General features: G+C 71.3%; 18 protein-coding genes. 5 read left to right on the plus strand and 13 right to left on the minus strand.

What is annotated here, in order from left to right; genetic code table 11:
* Positions 1–23: 23 nt before the first annotated feature.
* From OHT01_RS37625 to OHT01_RS37655, 7 genes are all read right to left on the minus strand, one after another.
* The gene (locus tag OHT01_RS37625; protein WP_328557592.1) at positions 24–905 is read right to left on the minus strand and encodes an ABC transporter ATP-binding protein; all 882 of its coding nucleotides are present in this window, start codon (positions 903–905) and stop codon (positions 24–26) included.
* A complete protein-coding gene (locus tag OHT01_RS37630) occupies positions 902–1,804 on the minus strand; it encodes an ABC transporter ATP-binding protein (RefSeq protein ID WP_328557593.1) in 903 nt (300 codons plus the stop codon). The genes OHT01_RS37625 and OHT01_RS37630 overlap by 4 nt, the downstream gene beginning before the upstream one ends.
* Positions 1,801–2,691 carry an ABC transporter permease gene (locus tag OHT01_RS37635; protein ID WP_328557594.1) on the minus strand — a complete coding sequence of 297 codons (891 nt, stop codon included), beginning with the start codon at positions 2,689–2,691 and terminating at the stop codon, positions 1,801–1,803. Before OHT01_RS37635 ends, OHT01_RS37630 begins: the two co-directional genes overlap by 4 nt.
* Before the next feature lie 2 nt (positions 2,692–2,693).
* Complete coding sequence (locus tag OHT01_RS37640) at positions 2,694–3,722, minus strand: ABC transporter permease (RefSeq protein ID WP_328557595.1); 1,029 nt, start codon at positions 3,720–3,722, stop codon at positions 2,694–2,696.
* 34 nt (positions 3,723–3,756) lie between these two features.
* Positions 3,757–5,331 (minus strand): ABC transporter substrate-binding protein, encoded by a 1,575-nt coding sequence (locus tag OHT01_RS37645; protein ID WP_328557596.1) that lies wholly within the window; start codon positions 5,329–5,331, stop codon positions 3,757–3,759.
* A 608-nt stretch (positions 5,332–5,939) separates the two neighbouring features.
* Positions 5,940–6,872, minus strand: a complete 933-nt coding sequence (locus OHT01_RS37650) for a DsbA family oxidoreductase (protein WP_328557597.1) — start codon at positions 6,870–6,872, stop codon at positions 5,940–5,942.
* Entirely contained in the window at positions 6,869–7,303 is a 435-nt protein-coding gene (locus OHT01_RS37655; RefSeq protein ID WP_328557598.1) for an RrF2 family transcriptional regulator, read from the minus strand. The genes OHT01_RS37650 and OHT01_RS37655 overlap by 4 nt, the downstream gene beginning before the upstream one ends.
* Positions 7,304–7,442: 139 nt before the next feature.
* Here OHT01_RS37655 and OHT01_RS37660 point away from each other — a divergent pair, with 139 nt between their 5' ends.
* From OHT01_RS37660 to OHT01_RS37675, 4 genes are all read left to right on the plus strand, one after another.
* Complete coding sequence (locus tag OHT01_RS37660; protein ID WP_328557599.1) at positions 7,443–7,952, plus strand: cupin domain-containing protein; 510 nt, start codon at positions 7,443–7,445, stop codon at positions 7,950–7,952.
* Between the two features lie 236 nt (positions 7,953–8,188).
* On the plus strand, positions 8,189–9,277 hold the full coding sequence (locus OHT01_RS37665; RefSeq protein ID WP_328557600.1) for an enoyl-CoA hydratase/isomerase family protein: 1,089 nt from the start codon (positions 8,189–8,191) through the stop codon (positions 9,275–9,277).
* A gap of 479 nt (positions 9,278–9,756) precedes the next feature.
* The gene (locus OHT01_RS37670) at positions 9,757–9,978 is read left to right on the plus strand and encodes a CbtB domain-containing protein (RefSeq protein WP_328557601.1); all 222 of its coding nucleotides are present in this window, start codon (positions 9,757–9,759) and stop codon (positions 9,976–9,978) included.
* 21 nt (positions 9,979–9,999) lie between these two features.
* On the plus strand, positions 10,000–10,758 hold the full coding sequence (locus OHT01_RS37675) for a CbtA family protein (RefSeq protein WP_328557602.1): 759 nt from the start codon (positions 10,000–10,002) through the stop codon (positions 10,756–10,758).
* Positions 10,759–11,342: 584 nt separating this feature from the next.
* On the opposite strand, the gene OHT01_RS37680 is transcribed toward OHT01_RS37675, so the two are convergent.
* From OHT01_RS37680 to OHT01_RS37700, 5 genes are all read right to left on the minus strand, one after another.
* The gene (locus tag OHT01_RS37680; protein WP_328557603.1) at positions 11,343–12,707 is read right to left on the minus strand and encodes a glutamate decarboxylase; all 1,365 of its coding nucleotides are present in this window, start codon (positions 12,705–12,707) and stop codon (positions 11,343–11,345) included.
* A 213-nt stretch (positions 12,708–12,920) separates the two neighbouring features.
* Positions 12,921–13,214: a hypothetical protein gene (locus OHT01_RS37685; RefSeq protein ID WP_328557604.1), complete on the minus strand. Its 294-nt coding sequence runs from the start codon at positions 13,212–13,214 to the stop codon at positions 12,921–12,923.
* Between the two features lie 170 nt (positions 13,215–13,384).
* A complete protein-coding gene (meaB, locus tag OHT01_RS37690) occupies positions 13,385–14,368 on the minus strand; it encodes a methylmalonyl Co-A mutase-associated GTPase MeaB (RefSeq protein WP_328557605.1) in 984 nt (327 codons plus the stop codon).
* Positions 14,365–16,539: a methylmalonyl-CoA mutase gene (scpA, locus tag OHT01_RS37695; protein ID WP_328557606.1), complete on the minus strand. Its 2,175-nt coding sequence runs from the start codon at positions 16,537–16,539 to the stop codon at positions 14,365–14,367. Before scpA ends, meaB begins: the two co-directional genes overlap by 4 nt.
* Positions 16,539–18,347: a methylmalonyl-CoA mutase family protein gene (locus OHT01_RS37700; protein WP_328557607.1), complete on the minus strand. Its 1,809-nt coding sequence runs from the start codon at positions 18,345–18,347 to the stop codon at positions 16,539–16,541. The genes scpA and OHT01_RS37700 overlap by 1 nt, the downstream gene beginning before the upstream one ends.
* A 130-nt stretch (positions 18,348–18,477) precedes the next feature.
* On the opposite strand from OHT01_RS37700, the gene OHT01_RS37705 reads away from it, so the two are divergent.
* On the plus strand, positions 18,478–18,981 hold the full coding sequence (locus OHT01_RS37705; protein ID WP_328557608.1) for an NUDIX hydrolase: 504 nt from the start codon (positions 18,478–18,480) through the stop codon (positions 18,979–18,981).
* A gap of 72 nt (positions 18,982–19,053) precedes the next feature.
* Here the strand turns inward: OHT01_RS37705 and OHT01_RS37710 are convergent, their stop codons facing one another.
* Positions 19,054–23,184 carry a molybdopterin-dependent oxidoreductase gene (locus tag OHT01_RS37710; RefSeq protein WP_443043566.1) on the minus strand — a complete coding sequence of 1,377 codons (4,131 nt, stop codon included), beginning with the start codon at positions 23,182–23,184 and terminating at the stop codon, positions 19,054–19,056.
* Positions 23,185–23,331 lie beyond the last annotated feature (147 nt).

Raw genomic sequence — 23,331 nt, forward strand, 5'->3', positions numbered from 1 at the left:
TTTTCTTCCTTCTCTCGGATGGATCAGACGTTCAGGAGGGCGCGCAGTGCGGCGCGTTCGGCCCGGTCGGCCGGGGCGGAGCGCAGCGTGGGCGCGGAGCGGACGAGCAGGCGCGTGTAGGGGTGCCGGGGCCGGGTGATGACCTCGCGGGCGGCGCCGGCCTCGACCAGCTCGCCCTGGTACAGCACGGCGATGCGGTCGGCGATCCCGGCGACGGAACCGAGGTCGTGGGAGATGAAGACGAGGGCCACACCGTCGTCGCGCAGTTCCTTGAGGATCTGCAGGATCTGGACGCGGTTGGCGGAGTCCAGGGCGCTGACCGGTTCGTCGAGGATGACCAGCCGGGGTTCGGTGACCAACGCCCTTGCCACCGCGACGCGTTGGCGCTGCCCTCCGGAGAGCTCACCGGGCAGCCGGTCGAGCAGGTCCTCGGAGAGGTGGACGCGGGCGAGGAACGCGCGGACCCGGCGTGCCGCCTCCTCGCGGGAGTCTCCCCGCACGAGCAGCGGTTCGGCCAGGGAGGCCTCCACGGTGAGGTCGGGGTCGAGGCTGCGCAGGGGGTCCTGGAAGACGTACTGGATCACCCCGCGGCGCCGCAGAGCGCGCCACTGGCGAGCGCCGTACCCGCTGACCTCCTCGCCGTCCACGACGACGGACCCCGCCGAGGGGCGCACCAGGCCGAGCGCGGCCCGCGCCAGGGTCGACTTGCCCGACCCCGTCTCGCCGATGATGCCGACGGTTTCGCCCGGGGTGACGCTGAGCGAGACGCCGCGCAGCGCGTGCCGGCGTCGCCTGCGCGGTCCGTAGCGCACTTCGAGGTCGGTGACCTCCAGGACGGGTGCGGCGGCCTTTCCGGGAAGGGCGGCCCCCGGGGCGGGAGCGGTGGTCACGGCGTCCGTGCTCATGCGTCCTCCTCGGGCGCGAGGAACTTCTCCAGGCCGTACTGCTCGTGTTCGGCGATCAGCAGCCGGGTGTACTCGTGCCGCGGACGCTGGAGCACGTCCCGGGTCGGACCTTGTTCGACCACCTCTCCCTGGCGCATGACGAGGACCTCGTCGCACAACTGGGCGACGACGGCCAGGTCGTGGGAGACCACGACGAGCGCCAGTCCGGTGCGCTCGCGCAGGTCGGCCAGCAGGTCGAGGATCTCGGCCTGCACGGTGACGTCGAGCGCGGTGGTGGCCTCGTCGGCGATGAGGATGCGCGGGCCCGCGGCGATGGCCACGGCGATGAGGACCCGCTGGAGCATGCCGCCGGACAGCTCGTGGGGGTACTGGCCGTGGACCAGTTCCGGGTCCCGCAGATGGACGGCCTTCAGCAGTTCGACCGCCCGGCGGTGTGCCGCGCGCCGCTTCAGCCCCTTCTTGACCCGGAGGACCTCGGCGATCTGGGCCCCCACCCGGATCGAGGGGTTGAGATAGGACGCCGGGTCCTGGAAGACCGCGCTGATCGTGGCGCCCCGCAGGTCCGTCCAGCGCGCGGGGGACAGGCCGGCGATGTCGTCGCCGTCGATCTCGACCGAGCCGCCGCTGATCTCGAAGTGGGCGGGCAGGATGCCCAGCGCGGCACGGCAGGTGAGGGTCTTTCCGCTGCCGGACTCGCCGACGATGCCGACGGCGCTGCCGGGCGTGAGCGTGAAACTCACGCCGTGGACGATCTCCCGGTCGCCGGCCCGGTCGGCGATGCGCACATCGCGTACGGCCAGTACCGGGGACGGCGGTCGGGCGGGCCGCCCGGGACCCGGCTCGGTGATCTCCTCGGTCTTCTCGACCTCGGTGGGGCGCTTCTCGGACAGGGTGGTCATCGCACACCTCCGGCGGGGGCGGGGCCGGCCTCGCGGCGGCGGTTGGCACGGGCCTTGCGGCTGTTGACCAGGGCGCGGCCCGCCTCGCCCGAGACGTCGCGGATGGCGTCGGCGAGGAGGTTGCAGGCCCAGACCGTGACCATGATCAGCAGGGCCGGGGCGAGCGGTGCCCATGGCTGGTGGCTGAGGTAGCCGAGGTCCGAGGCGAGCAGACCGCCCCAGGTGGGCGCGGGAGGCTGGACGCCGATGCCGAGGAAGGTCAGGCTCGACACGATGACGAAGCCGACCCCGATGGTCTGGGCGAGCGCCACCGCGATCGGCGGGAGCACCTTGGCCCAGACATGGCGCCGTACGACCCAGCCGATCGACGCGCCCGAGATCAGCGCGGCCTCCACGTACGGTGAGCGGGTCACGGCCAGTGTGGCCGCGCGGGCCACGCGGTAGAACAGCGGGGACACCAACGCGCCCGTGACCAGCATCGCCTGGGAGAGGCCGTTGCCGAGCAGTGCGATGACGGCGACGGCGAACAGCAGGAACGGCAGGGCGACCAGGGTGTCGGCGAGCCGGAGCGTGACCCATTCGAAGACCCGGCCGAGCTGGACCGACAGGATGCCGGGGACCGCTCCGATGGCCAGGGCCGTGAACGCGACCTCCAGTGAGCCGAGGACGCTGACGCGGGAGCCGTCGAGGAGCCGGCTCAGCACGTCACGGCCGAGATAGTCGGTCCCCAGCCAGTGGGCGCCGGAGGCGGCGGCGAGCGGGTGGTCGCTGGTGGCCAGGGGGTTCTGCGGAGCGAGCAGCGGCCCGAACAGGGCGAGTACGGCGATCACGGCGAGGACGGCGAGGGCGATCCGTCCGGAGGTGAGGGAGAGGACGCGGCGGACCATGCTCACACCCCCCGCTGCGAGGCCGGCGTGACGCGCGCCAGCACCAGGCTGACGAGCAGGTTGAAGGCGACGACCAGGACGATCGACACCACGAGGACGCCCTGCACGGCCGGTACGTCACCGGCCTGCGCGGAGTCGTTGGCGAACCGTCCGAAGCCCTGGAGGCCGAAGATCCATTCCGTGACGACGGAGGCACCGACCAGCGCGGGGAACTTGAGGCCGAGGGTGGCGAGCGCGGGCCCGAGGCCGTTGCGCAGCACATGGCCGAAGAAGATCCTGCGCGGGCTCAGGCCGCGGACGACCGCTCCGGTCACGTAGTTCTCGCGGTAGGCCCCGATCAGGCTGCCGCGCAGTTGCCGCGCGACATCGGCGACGACGTCGAAGCTCAGGGCGACGGCGGGGAGGGTGATGTGGGCGAGCCACGGCCCGAACCCCTGATCCGCCGGGATGTATCCGGCGGACGGGAACAGGTGCAGTCCCACCGCGAAGACCGCGACCAGCACGATGCCGACGACGAAGGCCGGCATCACCGAGATCACCGTGACGAAGCCCGTGATCGCCCGGTCGACCCAGGTGGTGCGGCGCAGCGCCGCGACCGTGCCGAGGGCGAAGCCCGCGACCACGCCGATGAGGAGCGCGAAGGTCGCCACCGACAGACTCACACCCAGGCCGAGGCCGATGAGGGTGGAGATGTCGGCGCCGTTGGTCCAGCTCGCGCCGAGCTGTCCGTGCAGGACGCCGCCGAACCAGTCCGCGTACTGCACGAGGAACGGCCGGTTCAGGCCCCAGTGGGCCTCGACGCGGGCGACCGCCTCGGGAGTCGCCTCCTCGCCCAGTTGGATGCGCGCCGGGCTGAGCCCGCTCAGTGACCGCAGCGCGAACGTCACGAACGTCGCGACCAGGAAGACGGGCACGAAGATCGCGACCGACCGGGCGAGGGTGGCCAGGACGCGGCCCAGGGTGTGCCGTGTCCGGGCCGCGGTGGCCGGGAGACGGATGTCGGGTGGGGCCGGTGCCTCCGTCGTCGTCATGGGTTGCCCCCCTCTCTCTGTGATGGACGGAGTGTCAGTTGGAGCCGGCGATGGTCACGCCGGTCCAGTCGATGTGGGCCGGGTTCTTCGGCAGGGCGGAGATGGACTTGCTCTTGGCGATGAGGTTGGGCGAGGAGTACGTGAACACCAGGGCCTTGCTCTTCAGGCCGGCCCGGGTCGCCGCCTGGAGGACCTTCGGGTAGTCCGGCGAGTCCAGCGGGGTCTGGCGGACCTTGGCGATGGCGGCCTCGAAACCGGACGGCTCATAGGGCGAGCTGAGGTTGAGCGGGCCGTTCGGGCCGAAGTGCGCGGTCAGGGTCTGCGCCGCGGAGTCGCGCCCTGTGGTGCCGTACAGCGAGAACGTCAGGTTCTTGGCGAAGAACGGCGTGGCCCAGTTCTTGTCGATCTTGATGGTGACGGTGATGCCGACCTTCGCCAACTGCGCCTGGACGATCTCGGCCTGGGGATCCTCGGCCGGGATCACCAGGTTCAGCTTGAGGCCGCCCGCCTTGTAACCGGCCTCGCTCAGCAGCTTCTTCGCCTTCGCGGGGTCGTAGGCGTAGGCGTCGGCCGACTGCGGGTCGAAGGCGACATAGCCCTTGGGGAAGGGCTGGTTGGTCACCGAGCCGTAGCCGAACGTCAGCTTGTCGACGAACTCCTGACGGTTGATCGCGTAGCGGACCGCGTCGACGACCTTGTCGTTGTCGAACGGCGCCTTGTTGGTGTTGAGGCTGAGGTTGGAGGCGTTGAAGCCCGGCTGCACGAAGACGTCGAGGCCCGCCTTCTTGGCGGCGTCGGCCTGACTCGGCGCTATGTCCGCGAAGTTGTAGACGCCGGTCTGAAGGCCGGAGACGACGGTGGAGGCGTCGGGGGCGGAACTCAGCTCGACGGTGTTGATGTGGATGTTCTTGGCGTCCCAGTAGTCCGGGTTCTTCTTCAGTACGGCCTTGGTGCCCGGGACGAGCTGGGTGACGGTGAAGGGACCGGCGCCGACCGGACTCTGGTCCAGCTTCTCGGGAGACGCGGCCGCCTTGGGGCTGGCGATCTGCAGGACGCGCTCGCCCAGCAGTTGGGGGATCTGGTAGTCGACCTGGCTCAGATGGATCACCGCGTCCAGGCCCTGGGCGTCCACCGACTTGATGGAGGTCAGGTCGCCGAACAGGGCCGAGTTCTTCTGCTTCTGGGCCCGTTCGATGGCGGCCTTCACCGCGGCGGCGTCGACCGGAGCGCCGTCACTGAACTTCAGGTGGGGGCGCAGGTGGAAGGTGATCACGTCACCCTTGGCGTTGTACTTCCAGCTCTTGGCCAGGTCCGGCACGGCCTTCCCGTTCTCGTCCGTGCGTGTCAACGAGGCGTACACCAGGGCGAGTTCACGGAACTGGGCGCCGCTGCCACCGACCACCGGGTCCCAGTGGGCGGGGAAGTAGGAGGAGGTCCACTTCAGCGCGGCGCCGCCGGCGGCCGACGCCGTCTCGCCGCCGCAGGCGCTCAGCGCGGGGACCAGCACGGTGGCGAGGGCGGTCCCCAGGGCGGCGGCGCGCAGCCGGCCGGGGCGCCGGGCGGAACGGAGGGTGCCTGCGGGGGTGCGGAGCGTGAGACGTCCGGGCATCGGTTTTTCTTTCTGCGAAGGCGCCCGCCCGCGCCGGGGCGGCGGGCGGGGAGCGAGGGCGGCACACCCCGCCGACGGACGCCGCGCAGACCGGGAACGGGCATGCCTGTGTGGGCTTCGATGCGCACATGGGCATGCCGTGCTCAGGGCAGGAGGCGTCGGCGGACCGCGGGGTGAGCCGGGAGATGAGGAGAGCGGAGGCGACGAAACGCTGAGAGGGCGGCGCGCGATGACGGGGGCCGGGCGGCGGAACGGCGTGTGGCCGGTGCCGGCGGAACGGGCGTCAGGCGCCTGGGGGCCGCGGTGGGCGGGCGGTCAGCGACAGAGAGCGCTGCAGGTGCGCCGCAGGTCCACGTAGCGGCACTCCACGCCGGGGTGCGTCGTGAGCATGGTGCACATCCTGGGGCCGGTTCTCGGCGGCTGTCAATGGACACCAATTGGTGTCTCATTGGGCGGGACGGACCTGACCGCTGGTCAGGGGACCGTCGGGCGAAGGCGGGGAGCGACGCGGCGACCGGTCATGCCCGCCCGGCTGCATGTTTCACGGCCTCGGCGGGGCGGGAACGGAGCGGCCACCGCCCGAATCGTGACTGCACGTCAGAAACCGTTCAGGGCGCGGCGGGAGAGCCGCCGTCACCGGCAGGGTGCACCGCCGCCTCGTCCGGGTGCAGCCACACGGGACCGTTGCCGGTCCCGACGCGCACGGCACCCGCCGGAGGCCAGGGACCGTCGGTCAGCAGCGTGCGCTCCGGATCGGTCAGACTCCGGTACCGGGCCAGCGCCGCCCCGGGAGCCGGCCTCGCCGTTTCCGTGAGCAGCCCGGGGCTCAACTCCTCGAACGCCGACGCGTACTCCTCGTACGGCCGCCATCCGGGGACGGCCCGACATCCCGAGGGAGCGCGGACCAGCAGGGTCGGCAGCGCGTAGCGGTACCCGCCGTCGGCGGTCTCCTTCGCGGTGCCGGGATGGGGCGATCTGCCCGAGGGCACCTCGCTCCCCGTCGGCAGCACCTCGCGGACCGGGCGGCGCGCCTCGGCCCGGTCGGCACGCACCGCCTCCAGGACGGCCGCCGACGCCGCGTCGGCGGCCAGCCGCTCGCGGTCCAGACCGGGCACACCCCGCACCGCGGACTCCGCCAGCGCCGGGGTGTCCGCCGGCTCCCCGAGCACGAAGACACTCTCCCGCAGTCGCCGCAGTACCCGCCCGGCCACCTCGTCGCCCTGCCGCTCCGCGGCCTTCGCGACCAGCGAGGACGGCCACGAACTCACCGCCACCCGGCTCAGCCGGCGCGCCCGCGGTGCCCCGGTGTGCGCGCTGACGTCCTCGACGTAGCGCGCGTACCACGCGGTCTCCGCCGCCGGATCGGGCGGCGGGTCGTCGTCGTGGTCGAAGAGGACGCAGTACGCGCGGCGCCAGCGGACACGGTCCCCCAGTCCGGCGCGCAGGCGGCGGAACACCGGCTCCGATCCCCAGGCCCACGGACACAGTGGGTCGGTGTACTCCACCACCTCCACCGCGGGCCGCCGCGGCGGGCCGGTCACGCGGCTCCCTTCCGCAGCGACCGCTCGGCCGCCCCGGCGGGCACCAGAGCGGCCAGGGTCGTGGCGCCCAGCACGGCCGCCGCGTCCGCCTCGATACGTCGCCACACCGCGGGCAGCCCGGCGGCGGGACCCGGGTAGTCGAGGCCGGCCAGCGGCTCGCCCCGAAGGGTGATCAACTCGCCGTCCACGGCGCGTACGACGTCCAGCAGTGTGATGTCGTCGGCGGACCGGCCGAGCCAGTAGCCGCCTTCGCAGCCTCGCTGGCTGCGGACCAGGCCGGCCCGTCGCAACTCGCCCACGACGGACTTCAGGAAGCGGAACGGGACGTGCTGCGAGGAGGCGATGGCCTCGCACGTGAGCGGGCGGGCGGGTTCGCGGGCGAGCTCCAGAAGGGCCCGGGTGGCGTAGTCCGCCTTCGCGGAGATATGCATGCGCTCATGATGCCCGACACGCTGTGCACCGACAGGGCCTCCACCGGTTCCTCACCTACATTGCGGGAACATTGCCGCAGGTGAAGCGCAATGGACACCTCTTGACATCCTTTTCCGGACCGCTCTAGCGTCCCCACCCATGAGCGAGCCGTTGACGACCCCCGGCGAAGGTTTCCACCCCCATCTCCCGGACGCCGGAGGGCAGTCCGAACGCCCCCTGCGCACCCGCCTGCACCACATCCGCGCCGACGCCCTCGACGGCGACACGGCGCAGACGGGAGGCATGCGCAGATTCGCCGCCGTCAGCGGCACCACCGTCGGCTCCGAGAAGCTGTGGATGGGACAGACCCATGTCGCCCCCTCCACCGCCTCCTCGGACCACCACCACGGAGAGTCCGAGACGGCGATCTATGTGGTGAGCGGACACCCCGAGTTCGTCTTCCTCGACGACTCGGGGGAACAGCCCGAGGAAGTGCGCCTGCGCACCTCACCCGGTGACTACATCTTCGTACCGCCGTTCGTCCCGCACCGCGAGGAGAACCCGGACCCCTCCGACGAGGCCGTCGTCGTCATCGCCCGCAGCACCCAGGAGGCGATCGTGGTCAATCTGCCGAGGCTGTACGTGCTGGGAGACGGGGAAGAGGCCTGACGGGCCGGGCCGGGCCGTTCGGTCGCGCGTCCTTGTGCGGCGCGGCGCCATCGGCCCCGGGGGCCCGGTGGCGCACCGTGCTCCGCGCTCCGCACCCGCGCGGGGGCGGCGGCCCCCGGTGGGTACGGTAGCCGGAAGATCGTCGCGACCCGCACCCCGCGAGTCCGCCGGACCCCGGAAGGAACCAACGAGATCATGCGCGTCATCGTGGCCCGCGGCCTGACGGAGCCGTTCTGATGAACGGCACCGAGACACCCGGCGCCGAGGAATCCGTCCTGGTGCACATCGACGGACGGGCCGCCCACCTCGTCCTCAACCGGCCGAAGGCCCTGAACGCCCTGAACCACGCGATGGTGCGCCGGATCGACCGGGCCCTCGCCGCCTGGGAGCACGATCCGTCGGTCGAGACGGTGGTCATCACCGGGGCGGGCGAGCGCGGCCTGTGCGCGGGTGGCGACATCCGGGTCGTCCACGACGACGCGCGCGACGGGGACGGCACCGCGTCCGCGGCGTTCTGGCGCGACGAGTACCACCTCAACGCCCGTATCGCCCGCTGTCCCAAGCCGTACGTCGCGGTGATGGACGGCATCGTCATGGGCGGCGGTGTCGGCATCTCCGCGCACGGCAGCGCGAGGGTCGTCACCGAGCGATCGCGCATCGCCATGCCCGAGACCGGCATCGGCTTCGTCCCCGACGTCGGCGGCACCCACCTGCTCGCCCTCGCCCCGGGCGAACTGGGTACCCATCTCGCCCTGACCGGTGCCTCCATCGGCGCCGGCGACGCACTGCTCTGCGGCCTCGCCGACCACTACCTGCCGTCCTCTTCGCTCCCGCGGTTCGTGGCCGACCTCGCGGATCTCCCGGTACCGGAGGCGCTGGCCCGCCACGCGCGGCCCGCGCCCCCGGGCGAGCTGGCGGAGCGGCGGGAGTGGATCGACGCCTGCTACACCGCCGACACGGTCGAGGAGATCATCCAGCGACTGCTCGCGGTCGGCGACCCGGCGGCGAAGGAGACCGCGGAGCTCCTCCTCGGGAAGTCGCCCACCGCCCTGAAGGTCACGCTGGTCGCCGTGCGCCGCGCACGGCGGCTCGGATCGCTGGAACGCGTACTGGACCAGGAGTACCGCGTCTCCTGCGCGGCCCTGTCCGCCCCCGACCTGGTGGAGGGCGTCCGCGCGCAGATCATCGACAAGGACCGCGACCCGCGCTGGTCCCCGGCCACGCTCGCCGAGGTCACCGACGCCGACGTCGAGCGCTTCTTCGCGCCCCTGGGCGAACGTGAACTCGGGCTCGCCGGACCCGGCACCGCTACGGAGAAGCACTGAGGTTCGGCCCGCGGGCGCGTCGCGTCCACACTCGGGCATACGGCCGAACCCGTCCGCAGGTTGCGTGCCGCAGGCCGAGTGTGAGCCGAACTCGACCCGCGGGCAGTCGAGTTGTGCGTCGCGAACGTCGAACCGCGTACGCCACCCACGTCCGGACGCACCCGAACGCGACGGCGCCGGCGGGTACTTCTCCGGGCGTCGGCCGAAACGGCACCGGTGCCCCGCCGTTCACGGAGGACCCGCCACCTGGGACGAGAGGAAGATCACGCCAGGTGGTGCGGTCTTGGCCAGGTACCCGGCACGCGGTACGGTCGGGTCCGATATTGATGACGTCAAGACGGAAGCCGGCGGAAATCCGGCACGGTCGCGCCACTGTGAACGAGACGCTCCAGCCATGCTGAGCGCCCCGTGAGTCAGACCCGTAGGCGTCATCCTGTGCACCACCGAGATGGGACGCGAACTCCCGAGGAGGTCCTGCCATGGCGCAGACCGTCGCTCCGCCGACAGCCACCACCCCCGCACTTCCCGCCAAGCTGCCGCTGAAGGCGATCGCTCCCTGGGCGGTCTTCTTCGGCATCCTGATGCTGGTCCTGCTGTACTTCGTCGGCGCCGAACAGGGCGCCACCTCCGTCGTCTCCGGCGAGGACGTCCACGAGTGGGTGCACGACGCCCGCCACCTGCTCGGTTTCCCCTGCCACTGACGCGAGGGACAGCACACACCCATGAACTCCGCAACGGTAAGAAACCTGCTCGTGCGCGGCATGCTCGCCGGGCTCGCCGCCGGTGTACTCGCCCTGGTCGTCGCCTACTTGCTCGGTGAACCGACCGTCGACAGCGCGATCGGCTTCGAAGAGGCCCACGCCCCCGCGCACGGGCACGAGGTCGAACTCGTCTCCCGCAGCCTCCAGTCCACCGCCGGCCTCGCCACCGGTGTCCTGATCTACGGCATCTCCTTCGGCGGCATCGCCGCGCTCGCCTACTGCTTCGCACTCGGCCGCGTGGGCCGCTTCAGCGCCCGCGCGACCGCGCTCCTGCTGTCCGGGACCGCGCTCCTCGCCGTGTACGTCGTGCCGTTCCTGAAGTACCCGGCCAACCCGCCGTCGGTCGGTGACCCGGACACCATCGGCAAGCGGACCACCCTGTACTTCCTGATGATGGTGCTCAGCGTGCTCCTGGCGGTCGGGGCCACCATCCTCGGCAAGCGCCTCGCGCCCGGTCTGGGCACCTGGTACGCCACCGTGGTCGCGGTGGCCGCGTTCGCCGTGGTGATCGGCCTGGCCTACGAGTTCCTGCCCGTGATCAACGAGGTTCCGGGTGACTTCCCGGCCACCCTGTTGTGGCGGTTCAGGCTCTCGGCTCTGGCCATCCAGGCCGTCCTGTGGGGCGGATTCGGGCTGGTCTTCGGCGAGTTGGCCGAGCGACTGCTGAACCCGAAGCCCGCGGCGGTCGCCGCCGGGCGAACGGCTCCGGCCGCGAGCTGAATCCCCCAGCACGCGAGAGAAGCGAGCCCCTCGGAACCATCCGGGGGGCTCGCTCGCGTCCTCGCGTCCTCGCGGACACCGGAGCGAGGGATGTCGTCAGGATCGACAGGTGTCCCGAACGCGGTGAGGCAGGCCCGAGGCCGGAATCACTCACCGAGCAGTCGTGCGACCTGTGCTGCATCCGGTCACAGCCGCTCGGCCGGCCGCGCGCAAAGCGGCACCGCCCGGCCGCGGCCGACGATTCCTTGAAAGGACAGCCTGAAGCGTCAATCGTTCGGTGGGTCAGACCCCCGAGCGATGCCGCAACCAATCCTCACAGTCGTTCTTACAGTGGCGCGCTCCACCTTGACGCCCTGAACCACGCCCGGAGCGCGCGCACCTCCTCAACGAGCGCGAGCATTTCCTGCCGGACGTCGTCGGTCGGTAGTTCCGCCGTGACCTCGACGGCGAGCTCCTCGAACCGTGCCTGTGCATAAGGCTCCCTTGTGATCCACAGGGGTGGCGCGGTAGAGAAGGAAGCCGGGATCGCGTGCAGGCCTATGGACAACGCCGCCAGCCCGTCCCTGGGGTGCCGATTGCGGGCGTCAGTAGCCAGTACCGCGCTTGACCTGGGCCCGCTCGGTCCCGTGGGTCGCACCCTTGGCGTCCAGAGTGCGGCACGCGTCGGCGATGTCCTGACCCAGGCGGTCGATCTGCTCGCGGCTCAGGGTCTCCTTGACCAGGGCGCGCATGATCTTCACCTTCTCCGCGTTGGGCGGGAGCGTGTACGCCGGCACCATCCAGCCGCGCTCGGCCGAGAGCTGCCAGGCCACGTCGGACTCGTCGTAGGAGTGCTTGCCGGCGAGACGGAAGGCGACCAGCGGCAGCTGCTCGAGGTCACTGCCGATCACTTCGAAGCGGCCGCCACTGCGCAGATTGTCCGCCAGGGCATGGGCGTTCTCCTGCATCATCTTCATGACGTAGGTGTAGCCCTGACGGCCAAGCCGGATGAAGTTGTAGTACTGCGCGAGCACCATCGACGCGCCGGTGGAGAAGTTCAGCGTGAACGTCGCGTCGGTCTTGCCCAGGTAGTTCTCCTGGAATACGAGGTGCTTGGGCAGGTCGGACTCCTCACGGAAGATCAGCCAGCCGATGCCGGGGTAGACCAGGCCGTACTTGTGTCCCGAGACGTTGATGGACCGGACCTGCTCGAGCCGGAAGTCCCATTTCGAGTCCGGGTAGAGGAAGGGCCACACGAAGGCGCCGCTGGCGCCGTCGACGTGGATCGGGATGTCGAGGTCCCGCTCCTTGCGGACGTCCCGCAGGAGCTTGTCGATCCCGACGACGTCGTCCTTGTGGCCGGTGAACGTGGTGCCGAGGACGGCGACGACGCCGATCGTGTTCTCGTCGAGGTGGGGCTCCACGTCCTCCGGGCCGATCGTGTACTTGCCCTCGGCGAGCGGGATGATCCGCGGTTCGACGTCGAAGTAGCGGCAGAACTTCTCCCACACGACGTGGACGTCTCCGCCGAAGACCAGGTTGGGCCGCTCGACGGACAGGTTGGCCGCCTGGCGGCGCTCGCGCCACTTCCACTTCAGCGACAGCGCGCCAAGCATGATCGCCTCGGACGATCCCTGGGTCCGACACCCGGTTGTCCTGCCCGGCGCGTTGAAGAGGTCGGCGAGCATGCGCACGCAACGCTGCTCGATCTCGGCGGAGATCGGGTACTCCGCATGGTCGATGAAATTGCGGTGGAGGTTCTCGGCGATCAGCCGTTGCGCCTCCGGCTCCATCCAGGTGGTGACGAACGTGGCGAGGTTGCGCTGCGGGTCACCCTCCATGGCGAGATCCACATCCACGAGCCTCATCGCGTCCGTCGCGGTCATGCCTTCCTCGGGGAAAGTCTCCGAGGGAGCGGGCGCGGTCAGGAAACGGTTACCGAACAGAGTTGCAGCGTCGCTCTTGGCCATGCCGGCGACTCAACCACGGCCGGCGAGGGAGCCATGCTCAGGACCTGTGGATGGGGCTCGGGATACACGCGAACGGCGTACCTTCGCGAGCGATCGACGACGTTCGCCAGCCGCGCGGAAGCCCGCGTTCCGATGGATGGACGGTGGAGAAAGCCGCAGGAGCCACCTCTTGAGGGTCTGAGCAACAGGTCGGAGTCGGATCGCGGATCCGGATTACGCAGCCAAATGCCGAACCAGCCCGACAAGGGTGATCACCCAGGCGACGACGGCGATCCAGAGCAGTGCCTGGCCCGGCGTCCGCAGCCAACCGACGGCCGCGGCGTCGGCGACGGCGACTGACAGGGTGGCGACGGCTGTCGTGCCCATCGGGAAGACCGTCGCCCAGCGCCCCATGTCGTAGTGCGGACGCAGCCGACGCACCCGTTCCAGCAGTTCGTCGGACGCGCCGGCCGGCGTCAGGCGCGGCGAGCGGACTTCGACGTTCAGCGGCGGATAGGTGTGGGCCACGCCTGGACGGTCGCCAGCCCGGCCGGCCGCCGCATCCGGATTTCCCCGGCACGGGTGGGAGCCGCGGTGGAGCACCCTGCCGTGAACGTGAACGCGGGCGGCGGCCGGGCTCCCGGCCCTCGACGCCCGTGCGCGTCAGCGGCGTTCGCCCCGCCATCGTCCCGTGCGTGTCAGCGGTCCTCGCCGCCGAACACCTTCAGAATGCGCTCCGCCGCGAGGGTGGCCGTCAACCCGCCCTCCCGTACCTGCCGTTCGAGGTCGGGGGTGACGGCCCGTACGGCCCGGTCGTTGTGCAGGCGGCCGAGGAGCTCGTCGCGGACCATCGTCCACGTCCAGTCGACCTGCTGGTCACGGCGCTTGTCGGCGAGGCGGCCCGTCGAGTCGAGCAGGGTGCGGTGCTGTTCCAGGCGGTCCCAGACGGTGTCCAGACCGGCCGACTCGCGGGCGCTGCAACTCAGCACCGGGGGAGTCCAGGCCGCGTCCCTGCCGTGCATCAGCCGCAGGGCGCCCGCCAGTTCACGCGCGGCGGACTGCGCGTCGCGCGCGTGCGGGCCGTCCGCCTTGTTGACGGCGATCACGTCGGCCAGCTCCAGGACGCCCTTCTTGATGCCCTGCAACTGGTCCCCGGTCCGGGCCAGCGTGAGCAGCAGGAAGGAGTCCACCATGTTCGCGACCGCGGTCTCCGACTGGCCCACCCCGACCGTCTCCACCAGCACCACGTCGTAGCCGGCCGCTTCCATCACCACGATCGACTCGCGGGTCGCCTTGGCCACCCCGCCCAGCGTGCCCGCGGTGGGGGAGGGGCGGATGAAGGCCGCCGGGTCCACGGCGAGGCGCTCCATACGGGTCTTGTCGCCGAGGATCGAGCCGCCGGTACGGCTGGAGGACGGGTCGACGGCGAGCACCGCGACCCGGTACCCCAGCGAGGTCAGCATGGTGCCGAAGGCGTCGATGAACGTCGACTTGCCCACGCCCGGCACCCCGCTGATGCCGATCCGCCGCGCCTTCCCGCTGTGCGGGAGCAGTTCGGTCAGCAACTCCTGCGCCAGCGCCCGGTGCTGGGGCCGGGTGGACTCGACGAGTGTGATGGCGCGGGCGATGAGCGCCCGCTTCCCGTCGAGTACACCCTTGACGTACGTGTCGAGTTCGATCACAGGTCGTGCCCGAGGCCGGCAGAGAGCCGCTGGACGAGGTCGTGGGCCGCGTCCGGGATCACCGTCCCGGGCGGGAACACGGCCGCGGCGCCCATCTCCAGGAGCGTCGGTACGTCCTGGGGCGGGATCACCCCGCCGACCACGATCATGATGTCCTCGCGGCCCTCCGCCGCCAGTTCCTCGCGCAGCGCCGGTACGAGGGTCAGGTGCCCCGCGGCCAGCGACGAGACGCCCACGATGTGCACGTCCGCCTCCACCGCCTGGCGGGCCACCTCGCCGGGCGTCTGGAACAGCGGGCCGACGTCGACGTCGAAGCCGAGGTCGGCGAACGCGGTCGCGATCACCTTCTGGCCGCGGTCGTGACCGTCCTGGCCCATCTTGGCGACCAGGATGCGCGGGCGCCGGCCCTCGGCCTCCTCGAACGCGTCCACCAGCGTGCGGGTGCGGTCCACGGACGGGGACTCCCCTGCCTCGTTGCGGTACACACCGGAGATCGTACGGATCTGGCCCGCGTGCCGCCCGTACACCTTCTCCAGGGCGTCGGAGATCTCCCCGACGGTGGCCATCGCGCGGGCCGCGCGCACCGCCAGCTCCAGCAGGTTGCCCTCACCGTCGGCCGCCCGCGTCAGGTCGTCCAGCGCCTCCTGGCACGCCCGCTCGTCGCGCTCCGCGCGCAGCCGCCGCAGCTTCTCGATCTGCTGGGTGCGTACGGAGGAGTTGTCGACCTTGAGGACGTCGATCTTCTCGTCGGTCTCGACGCGGTACTTGTTGACGCCGATGACCGGCTGGCGGCCGGAGTCGATGCGGGCCTGGGTACGGGCCGCCGCCTCCTCGATCCGGAGCTTGGGGATGCCGGCGTCGATGGCCTGAGCCATGCCGCCCGCCGCCTCGACCTCCTCGATGTGCTGCCAGGCGCGGCGCGCGAGGTCGTACGTCAGCTTCTCGATGTACGCGCTGCCGCCCCACGGGTCGATGACCCGGGTCGTGCCGGACTCCTGCTGGAGCAGCAACTGCGTGTTGCGGGCGATCCGCGCGGAGAAGTCGGTGGGCAGCGCGAGCGCCTCGTCCAGGGCGTTGGTGTGCAGCGACTGGGTGTGGCCCTGGGTGGCGGCCATGGCCTCCACACACGTACGCGTCACGTTGTTGAAGACGTCCTGCGCGGTCAGCGACCAGCCGGAGGTCTGCGAATGGGTGCGCAGGGAAAGCGACTTGGCGTTCTGCGGGTCGAACTGCTTCACCAGCTTCGCCCACAGCAGGCGCGCCGCCCGCAGCTTGGCGACCTCCATGAAGAAGTTCATGCCGATCGCCCAGAAGAAGGACAGCCGCGGCGCGAACGCGTCCACGTCCAGGCCCGCCTCGCGGCCCGCCCGGATGTACTCCACGCCGTCCGCGAGCGTGTACGCCAGCTCCAGGTCGGCCGTCGCGCCCGCCTCCTGGATGTGGTACCCGGAGATCGAGATGGAGTTGTAGCGCGGCATCCGCTGCGAGGTGTACGCGAAGATGTCGGAGATGATCCGCATCGACGGCTTCGGCGGATAGATGTAGGTGTTGCGGACCATGAACTCCTTCAGAATGTCGTTCTGAATGGTCCCGGCCAGCTTCTCGGGCGGCACGCCCTGCTCCTCGGCCGCCACGATGTACAGCGCGAGGACGGGCAGCACGGCGCCGTTCATCGTCATCGACACGGTCATCTTGTCCAGCGGGATGCCGTCGAAGAGCTGGCGCATGTCGTAGATGGAGTCGATGGCCACGCCCGCCATGCCGACGTCGCCCGTCACCCGCGGGTGGTCGCTGTCGTAACCCCGGTGCGTGGGCAGGTCGAAGGCGATCGACAGGCCCTTCTGGCCGGCCGCGAGGTTGCGGCGGTAGAAGGCGTTGGACTCCTCGGCGGTGGAGAATCCCGCGTACTGGCGGATCGTCCAGGGCTGGTTGACGTACATCGTCGGGTACGGACCGCGCAGATACGGAGCCATGCCCGGGTACGTGTCCAGGAAGTCCAGGCCTTCCGTGTCACGGCCGGTGTACAGCGGCTTGACCGCGATGCCCTCCGGGGTCTCCCAGACGGCCTCGCTCCCGCCCGTGGCCTTCTCTGCGGCGGCACTCCACTCGTCGGCGCTGCCTTCGGTGGTGGGCGTCCCCAGTTCGATTCCGGAGAAGTCGGGGATTCCCATCAGGACACTCCCATGCGGTCGAGGGTGGCGGAGAGGACGGCGACGGCGTCGCAGCCCGCGAAGACATAGGCGTCCACACCGGCGTACTGCCCGGGACGGCCCGCCAGGAACACATGCCGGGCACCCGCGGCCGTGAGGGCCGCGGCCGTGCTCGCGGCCTGCTCCTCGTACAGGGCGTCACTGGAGCACAGACAGGCCTCGGTGGCGCCGCTGTCCTCGAACGTGCCGTCCGTGACCGGCTCGATGCCGCCGGCCTGGAACAGGTTCGCGACGAACGTCGACCGTGCGGTGTGCGCGGCGGCGGGGCCGATCGTGGCCAGGTAGATCCGGGGACGGGCCCCGGTGGCGGCGAGGTGCGCGTCGGAGCGGGCCCGCAGCTCCTCGTACGCCTCGTCGCGCCGCACGCGCGGCAGGCCGCCGGACGGTGACTCGGGGGCGGGCAGGCGCTCCACCGGGCGCTCGGCCAGGTTCGGGAACTCGCTGACGCCGGTGATCGGTTCGCGCCGCTTGGCGAGCTTCACCGAGCGCGCCGCCCAGGTGTCCGCCAGGTCCTGGCCAAGACGCCCCGAGCGGAGTGCGGCGGCCTGGCCGCCGCTCTGCTCGATCCCCTGGAAGAACTCCCAGCCCGCGTGGGCGAGTTCGTCGGTGAGCTTCTCGACGTACCAGGAGCCGCCCGCCGGGTCGATCACCCGGGACAGGTGCGACTCCTCGATCAGGATCGTCGAGGTGTTGCGGGCGATGCGCCGCGCGAAGGCGTCCGGCAGGCCGAGAGCGTGGTCGAAGGGGAGCACGGTGACGGAGTCGGCGCCGGCGACCCCGGCCGCGAGCGTCGCGATGGTCGTGCGCAGCATGTTCACCCACGGGTCGCGGCGCGACATCATCACCGGCGAGGTCACGGCGTGCTGCACCTGCGCACCCGCGCCGGGCGCCCCGCACACCTCGGCGACCCGCGCCCACAGCCTGCGCGCCGCCCGGAGCTTGGCGATCGTCAGGAACTGGTCGGCGGTCGCCGCGTACCGGAACTCGATCTGCGCACAAGCCTGTTCGACGGACAGCCCGGCTCCGGTCAGTTCCCGCAGATAGGCGACACCGGTCGCCAGCGAGGCACCGAGCTCCTGCGCCGCCGAGCCGCCGGCCTCGTGGTACGGCAGCGCGTCCACGGTCAGCGCCCGCAGCCCGGGGTACTCCTGGGCACACCGCAGCGCGAGCGGGACGACCGTCGCGAAGTCCGTCGCGACCCCGGTACGGGCCTCATGGCCGAGGGGGTCGGCGCCGAGGCTGCCGCGCACCTCACCCGGCACGACACCGCGTTCCTCGTACAGCCGGAACAACTCCTGGGCGGCGGACACGACGTCGGGTCCCGCGTCGAGGACGACGGGCGCGAGGTCGAGGAAGACACCGTCGAGGACCGCTTCGAGCGACGCGACCGGAATGCCGCCCTCGCCGACGGCGAGCCACAGCGAGGTGACGCCGTTCTCCAGGTCTCCGAGCACCAGGGCGTTGTCGGCCGCCGTGTGACGCTGCCGTACGTCCCAGCCGCCGGCGGTGTTGCCCTCGGGGCGGCTTCCACGGACGAAGGGGGCGAATCCGGGGAAACCGGGATCGGTGGCCGAGTCGCGCGTGGTGTACAGCGGCCTGGTGGCGAGCCCGTCCTCGAGCGAGGTGGACAGCGCGTCCTCGGCTGTCGCGCTCGAGACCTCCTTGCCCGATTTGCGCAGCACGCCTTCTACCAGAAGCTGCCACTGGTCATGGGTCGCGGAAGGGAACTCGGCGGCCAGCGCGAGCCCGTCATTGGGCAGGACTGTCATGCTCGGATGCTAGGTCAGAGATCCGTGGCGACAGCAGAGGCGAAGCCTGTGACCTTGGCCTCTTGGTTCCGGTGACCCAGATCTCAGGCGCCTGATCGACACCCTCGGGCCCCTCTGACAGGGTGAACCGATGAGGATTCCCAGGCAGGCAGCCAGAGTCGCGGTACTGGACCCGGCGGGAGGTGTCTTCATGTTCCGGTACGACAACGAGGAAGTCGGGGTCCACTGGGCGTTGCCCGGTGGCGGAATGGATCCGGGTGAGACGCCGCTGCAAGCGGCCGAGCGCGAGTTGCGCGAGGAGACCGGGTGGGCGGACATCGAGCTCGGCGCCACTGTGCTGTGTCTTTGGGAGCACGACTTCACCCGGGCCGGTGTCCCCGTGCGCCAGCACGAGCACATCTTCCTCGCGTACGGGCCTCGCAGGGAACCGGTGGGCGAACTGGGCGAGGCGCACACGGCGGACGGGATCCTTCGGGGGAGATGGTGGTCGCCGGACGATCTTTCGAACGCGGGAGAGCCGCTCTGGCCGCCGCAGCTCCCGGAACTGCTGGCTGCCGTACGACGGGACGGCCCACCCGTGACGCCCGTCGACCTGGGCTTCGTGCCGAACGGGCCCATCGGCACCTCGCCCTGACCTCAGGCGGACGGCCCTCGCCGGGCGGGAAGCCCGCACACCTGCTTCGGTGAGCCGCTGACCGGCAGCCGGTCAGTACACGTCACGGACGTACCGCTTCTCGGCGGCGAGCTGCTTGACGTACGCGGCGGCGCCGTCCGGGCTGTGGCCGCCGTGGGTGGTGGCGATGTCCCGCAGCGCCCGGTCGACGTCCTTGGCCATACGGGAGGCGTCGCCGCACACGTAGAGGTGCGCCCCTTCCTGGAGCCAGGACCAGAGCTGGGGTCCGTGTTCGCGCATCCGGTCCTGGACGTAGACCTTGGCGCGCTGGTCGCGGGAGAACGCGGTGTCCAGGCGGGCGAGGGTGCCGTCGGCGAGGAACGCGGTCAGCTCGTCCTCGTAGTAGAAGTCGGTGGACCGGTGCTGTTCGCCGAAGAACAGCCAGTTGGGCGCGTGGTGGCCCAGGGCGCGGCGCTCGTGCAGGAAGCCGATGAACGGGGCGATCCCGGTGCCGGGGCCCACCATCACCATGGGCGTGCCGGGGTCGGCCGGCGGCCGGAACCGCGGCGAGGGCTGGACGAAGACCGGCACCGGGGTTCCGGGGGCCGCGTCGGCGAGAAAGGGCGAGCAGACGCCCTGGCGCGGTCGTCCGGCCGGACTCTCGTAGCGGACGACGGAGACCGTGAGCGAGACGAGGTGGGGGTCGGTCAGCGGGCTGGACGAAATGGAGTACAGGCGCGGCTGGAGCGGCCTCAGCACCTCGGCCCACTCCTGGGCACCGGCCCGGACGGGGTGTTCGGCGATGACGTCGACGGCCTGACGGCCCCAGGACCACTTGGCCAGTTCGTCCTTGTTGTCGGGGCGCAGCAGCTTCTTCAGTACCCGGTCATGGGTGCGCTCGGCGACGAACCGCAGCAGGTCGGGGGTGATCCGGGTGATGTCCAGACGGCGGCGCAGGGCGTCGTGGAAGGGGATCTCCGCGCCGCCGTCCAGGTTCACGCCGCTGTCCGGGGCGAGCCCTGTGGTGGCCAGCCATTCCGTGACGAGGTCCGGGGAGTTGACGGGGAGCACGCCGAGGGCGTCGCCGGCCCGGTACACGAGCGGGGTCTCGCTGTCGCGGGTGTCGAAGGTGAAGCGCCGTACCTCCTTGCCCGCTCCGGGCAGACTCAGCAACCGGTTGCCGGTGAGGCGGGTGGTGACGGGGGCCGCCTTCTTCGGCAGGGGCGCGGACGGCGGGGCCACGGGCACGGGGGACGGCCCTGGGACAGCGGGCGACGGGGGAGGCGGGGGCGCCGTGTCCGGCTCCGTGGCGTCGGCCAGGCGGCCGAGGACCTGGTCCAGCCAGGCGGTGGCCGAGGGGCCGTAGTCGGGTTCGCAGTCCGTGCGCGGGGCGAGCCGAACGGCGCCCAGTTCGTCCAGGCGCCGGTCGAGACGGCGGCCGTGGCCGCAGAAGTCGTCGTACGAGGAGTCGCCGAACGCCAGGACCGCGAAGCGCACGCCGTCCAGGCGGGGCGTGTCGGGCGCCGCCAGGGCGTCCCAGAACCCGGATCCGTTGTCGGGGGCGTCGCCGTCGCCGAAGGTACTGGTGATCAGGAGGATGTCGGCGTCGGCGGGCAGTTCCCCCGGGCGGGCGTCGTCCATGCCGACCAGGGTGGCCTTGTGCCCGGCGGTGGCGAGCCGGTCGGCGGCGGTCGTGGCGAACTCCTCGGCGTTCCCGGTCTGCGAGGCCCACAGGACGACGACCGACCGGACGGGGACGGGGACGGCGACCGGCGCGGCCGGGAGCGGCGGTCCCGGAGCGGCCCGGGAGTACATGCCGGCCAGTACACCGTTCACCCACAGCGCGTGCCCGGGGCTGAACGGTGCCCCCGGCGGCAGCACCGGCACGCCCGGTGCCCCGGCCGGCAGACCGGCGAGGAAACCGATCAGGTACTGCCGCTCGTGCTCGGCCAGCACCGGCGGTGGGGCGGGCTCCAGCCCGAAGACGTCCCCGGGTCCCGCGGGGAGGGCCTCGGGCACGGCCGGCCCCCCGGACACGGCGGCGGTCACGGCCCCGGGGCCCGTGACGGCACCGCCCGCGGCCGGAGTCACCACGGACACCGGGGCCGCCACCGACACCGGAGCCGCTACCGACACCGGAGTCGCCACCTTCGTCAGGGACACCGCGCAGACCTTGAACTCCGGCTGGAAGGACAGCGGGTCGACGGCGTCGCTGGTGACGGCGTTGACACTCAGGTACTCGCCGAACAGGTCGTTCCAGTGGAAGGGCGCGAAACAGCAGCCCGGCCGAACCCGGTCGCTCACCACGGCGGGCAGCACCGCCCGGCCGCGCCGGGACGCGACCTCCACCGAATCGCCGTCGGCGACACCGAGCACGACGGCGTCCTCCGGGTGCAGCTCCACGAAGGGCCCGGGGTTGAGCTTGTTGAGCTTGGCGACCCTGCCGGTCTTGGTGAGGGTGTGCCACTGGTGCTGCAACCGACCGGTGTTCAGGACGTACGGATAGTCGTCGTCCGGCATCTCGGCGGGAGCGATGTGCGGACGGGCGTGGAACACCGCCCGGCCGCTCGCCGTGGGGAAGACCGGCCCGCCGCCGTCCGGGCCCACATACCGGATCGGATTGCGGTCGGGGCCGTCCTCGCGCGCGGCGGGCCACTGCACCGGCGTGGACCGCAGCCGGTCGTAGGTGACACCCCGAAGGTCGTACCCGGTCTTCGGATTGCGGGCGCGCTTGATCTCCTCGAAGACCTCTTCCGCGCTGTCGTACGAGAAGCCCCGCTCGTATCCCATCGCGCGGGCGACAGCGGCGATGATCCGCCAGTCCGCCATCGCCTCCCCGGGGGGCTCCACCGCGGGCCGGGCGAGGGTGACATTGCGCTCGCTGTTGACGAGGACGCCCTCCGTCTCGGTCCACAGGGCCCCCGGCAGGACCACATCCGCGTACGCGTTGGTCTCCGTCTCGGCGAACACGTCCTGGGCGACGACGAACTCGGCCCGCTCCAGGCCCTCGATGACGGTCCTGCGGTTGGCCACGGAGGCGACAGGGTTGGTGCAGATGATCCAGCACGCCTTGATGTCCCCGTCGGCCATCTTCCGGAACATCTCGACCGTGCCCCGGCCGACCCCGTCCTCGCGGACCGTGCCCGGGGGCAGCTCCCACAGCTCCTCGACGAACGCGCGCTCCGCGGCGACCAGCACCGACCGCTGGCCGGGCAGTCCCGGACCCATGTACCCCATCTCGCGGCCGCCCATGGCGTTGGGCTGACCGGTGAGCGAGAAGGGACCGCTGCCGGGCCGGCAGATCGCGCCCGTCGCCAGATGCAGATTGACCAGCGCGTTGGTGTTCCAGGTGCCGTGCGTGGACTGGTTGAGACCCATGGTCCAGCAGCTCATCCATTCCCCGGCCTCGCCGATGAGCCGGGCCGCCTCGCGGATGTCGGCCTCCGGGACTCCGGTGATGTCCGCGACCGTGGCGGGCGGGTAGTCGGCCAGGAACTCCGGTATCGCCTCCCACCCCTCGGTGTGCGCGGCGATGAACTCGGGGTCTGTGTGCCCGTTCTCGTGCAGCAGGTGCAGCAGGCCGTTGAGCAGGGCCAGGTCCGTTCCTGGCCGGACCGGCAGGAACAGGTCCGCCTTGTCGGCGGTCGCGCTGCGCCGCGGGTCGACGACGATCAGCTTGGCGCCGCCCGATTTGACCCGGTCCATCATCCTCAGGAACAGGATGGGGTGACAGTCGGCCATGTTGGAACCGATGACGAAGAACACGTCGGCGTGCTCGAAGTCCTGGTACGAGCCGGGCGGGCCGTCCGCGCCGAGGGACAGCTTGTAGCCGGTGCCCGCGCTCGCCATGCACAGCCGGGAGTTCGACTCGATCTGGTTCGTCCTCACGAACCCCTTGGCCAGCTTGTTGGCCAGGTACTGGGCCTCCAGACTCATCTGCCCGGAGACGTAGAACGCGAACGCGTCCGGGCCGTGCTCGTCGATCACCGCCCGGAGGCGGCGCGCGGTCTCCGCGATCGCGGCGTCCACCGGTGCGGGTTCGGCCTGCGCCCCCCGCTCGGCACGCACCAGGGCGGACGTCAGCCGCCCCGGTGCGGCGAGCATGTCGGCCGTCGTCGCGCCCTTGGTGCACAGGCGCCCGAAGTTGGCGGGGTGCGTCTTGTCCCCGGATGCCTTCAGGACCGTTCGCCGCCCGTCGGGACCCGTCCCGATGTCCAGGACCATCCCGCAGCCGACACCGCAGTACGAGCAGACCGTCCGCACCTGCTGGGTGGTCGTGGTCACGAGCGGCCCCTCCGTGTGATCGGTACCTTCCTCCACCGACGCTACGAAGGGCCCATTACGCGGTTGTCACGCCGCTCGATCAACGGG

Origin of the sequence: Streptomyces sp. NBC_00358, from assembly GCF_036099295.1 — a bacterium.
In the GTDB taxonomy this organism is placed as follows: domain Bacteria; phylum Actinomycetota; class Actinomycetes; order Streptomycetales; family Streptomycetaceae; genus Streptomyces.

Excerpts from the sequence above, each read along its gene's own strand:
- OHT01_RS37660 (WP_328557599.1), top strand. The coding sequence starts at position 7,443 with ATGAGCGAGCCGTTGACGACCCCCGGCGAAGGTTTCCACCCCCATCTC.
- OHT01_RS37655 (WP_328557598.1), bottom strand. The coding sequence starts at position 7,303 with ATGCATATCTCCGCGAAGGCGGACTACGCCACCCGGGCCCTTCTGGAG.
- OHT01_RS37680 (WP_328557603.1), bottom strand. The coding sequence starts at position 12,707 with ATGGCCAAGAGCGACGCTGCAACTCTGTTCGGTAACCGTTTCCTGACC.
- OHT01_RS37675 (WP_328557602.1), top strand. The coding sequence starts at position 10,000 with ATGAACTCCGCAACGGTAAGAAACCTGCTCGTGCGCGGCATGCTCGCC.
- OHT01_RS37705 (WP_328557608.1), top strand. The coding sequence starts at position 18,478 with ATGAGGATTCCCAGGCAGGCAGCCAGAGTCGCGGTACTGGACCCGGCG.
- scpA (WP_328557606.1), bottom strand. The coding sequence starts at position 16,539 with ATGGGAATCCCCGACTTCTCCGGAATCGAACTGGGGACGCCCACCACC.
- OHT01_RS37645 (WP_328557596.1), bottom strand. The coding sequence starts at position 5,331 with ATGCCCGGACGTCTCACGCTCCGCACCCCCGCAGGCACCCTCCGTTCC.
- OHT01_RS37625 (WP_328557592.1), bottom strand. The coding sequence starts at position 905 with ATGAGCACGGACGCCGTGACCACCGCTCCCGCCCCGGGGGCCGCCCTT.
- OHT01_RS37700 (WP_328557607.1), bottom strand. The coding sequence starts at position 18,347 with ATGACAGTCCTGCCCAATGACGGGCTCGCGCTGGCCGCCGAGTTCCCT.
- OHT01_RS37640 (WP_328557595.1), bottom strand. The coding sequence starts at position 3,722 with ATGACGACGACGGAGGCACCGGCCCCACCCGACATCCGTCTCCCGGCC.
- OHT01_RS37670 (WP_328557601.1), top strand. The coding sequence starts at position 9,757 with ATGGCGCAGACCGTCGCTCCGCCGACAGCCACCACCCCCGCACTTCCC.
- OHT01_RS37665 (WP_328557600.1), top strand. The coding sequence starts at position 8,189 with ATGAACGGCACCGAGACACCCGGCGCCGAGGAATCCGTCCTGGTGCAC.
- OHT01_RS37635 (WP_328557594.1), bottom strand. The coding sequence starts at position 2,691 with ATGGTCCGCCGCGTCCTCTCCCTCACCTCCGGACGGATCGCCCTCGCC.
- OHT01_RS37710 (WP_443043566.1), bottom strand. The coding sequence starts at position 23,184 with ATGGTCCTGGACATCGGGACGGGTCCCGACGGGCGGCGAACGGTCCTG.
- OHT01_RS37630 (WP_328557593.1), bottom strand. The coding sequence starts at position 1,804 with ATGACCACCCTGTCCGAGAAGCGCCCCACCGAGGTCGAGAAGACCGAG.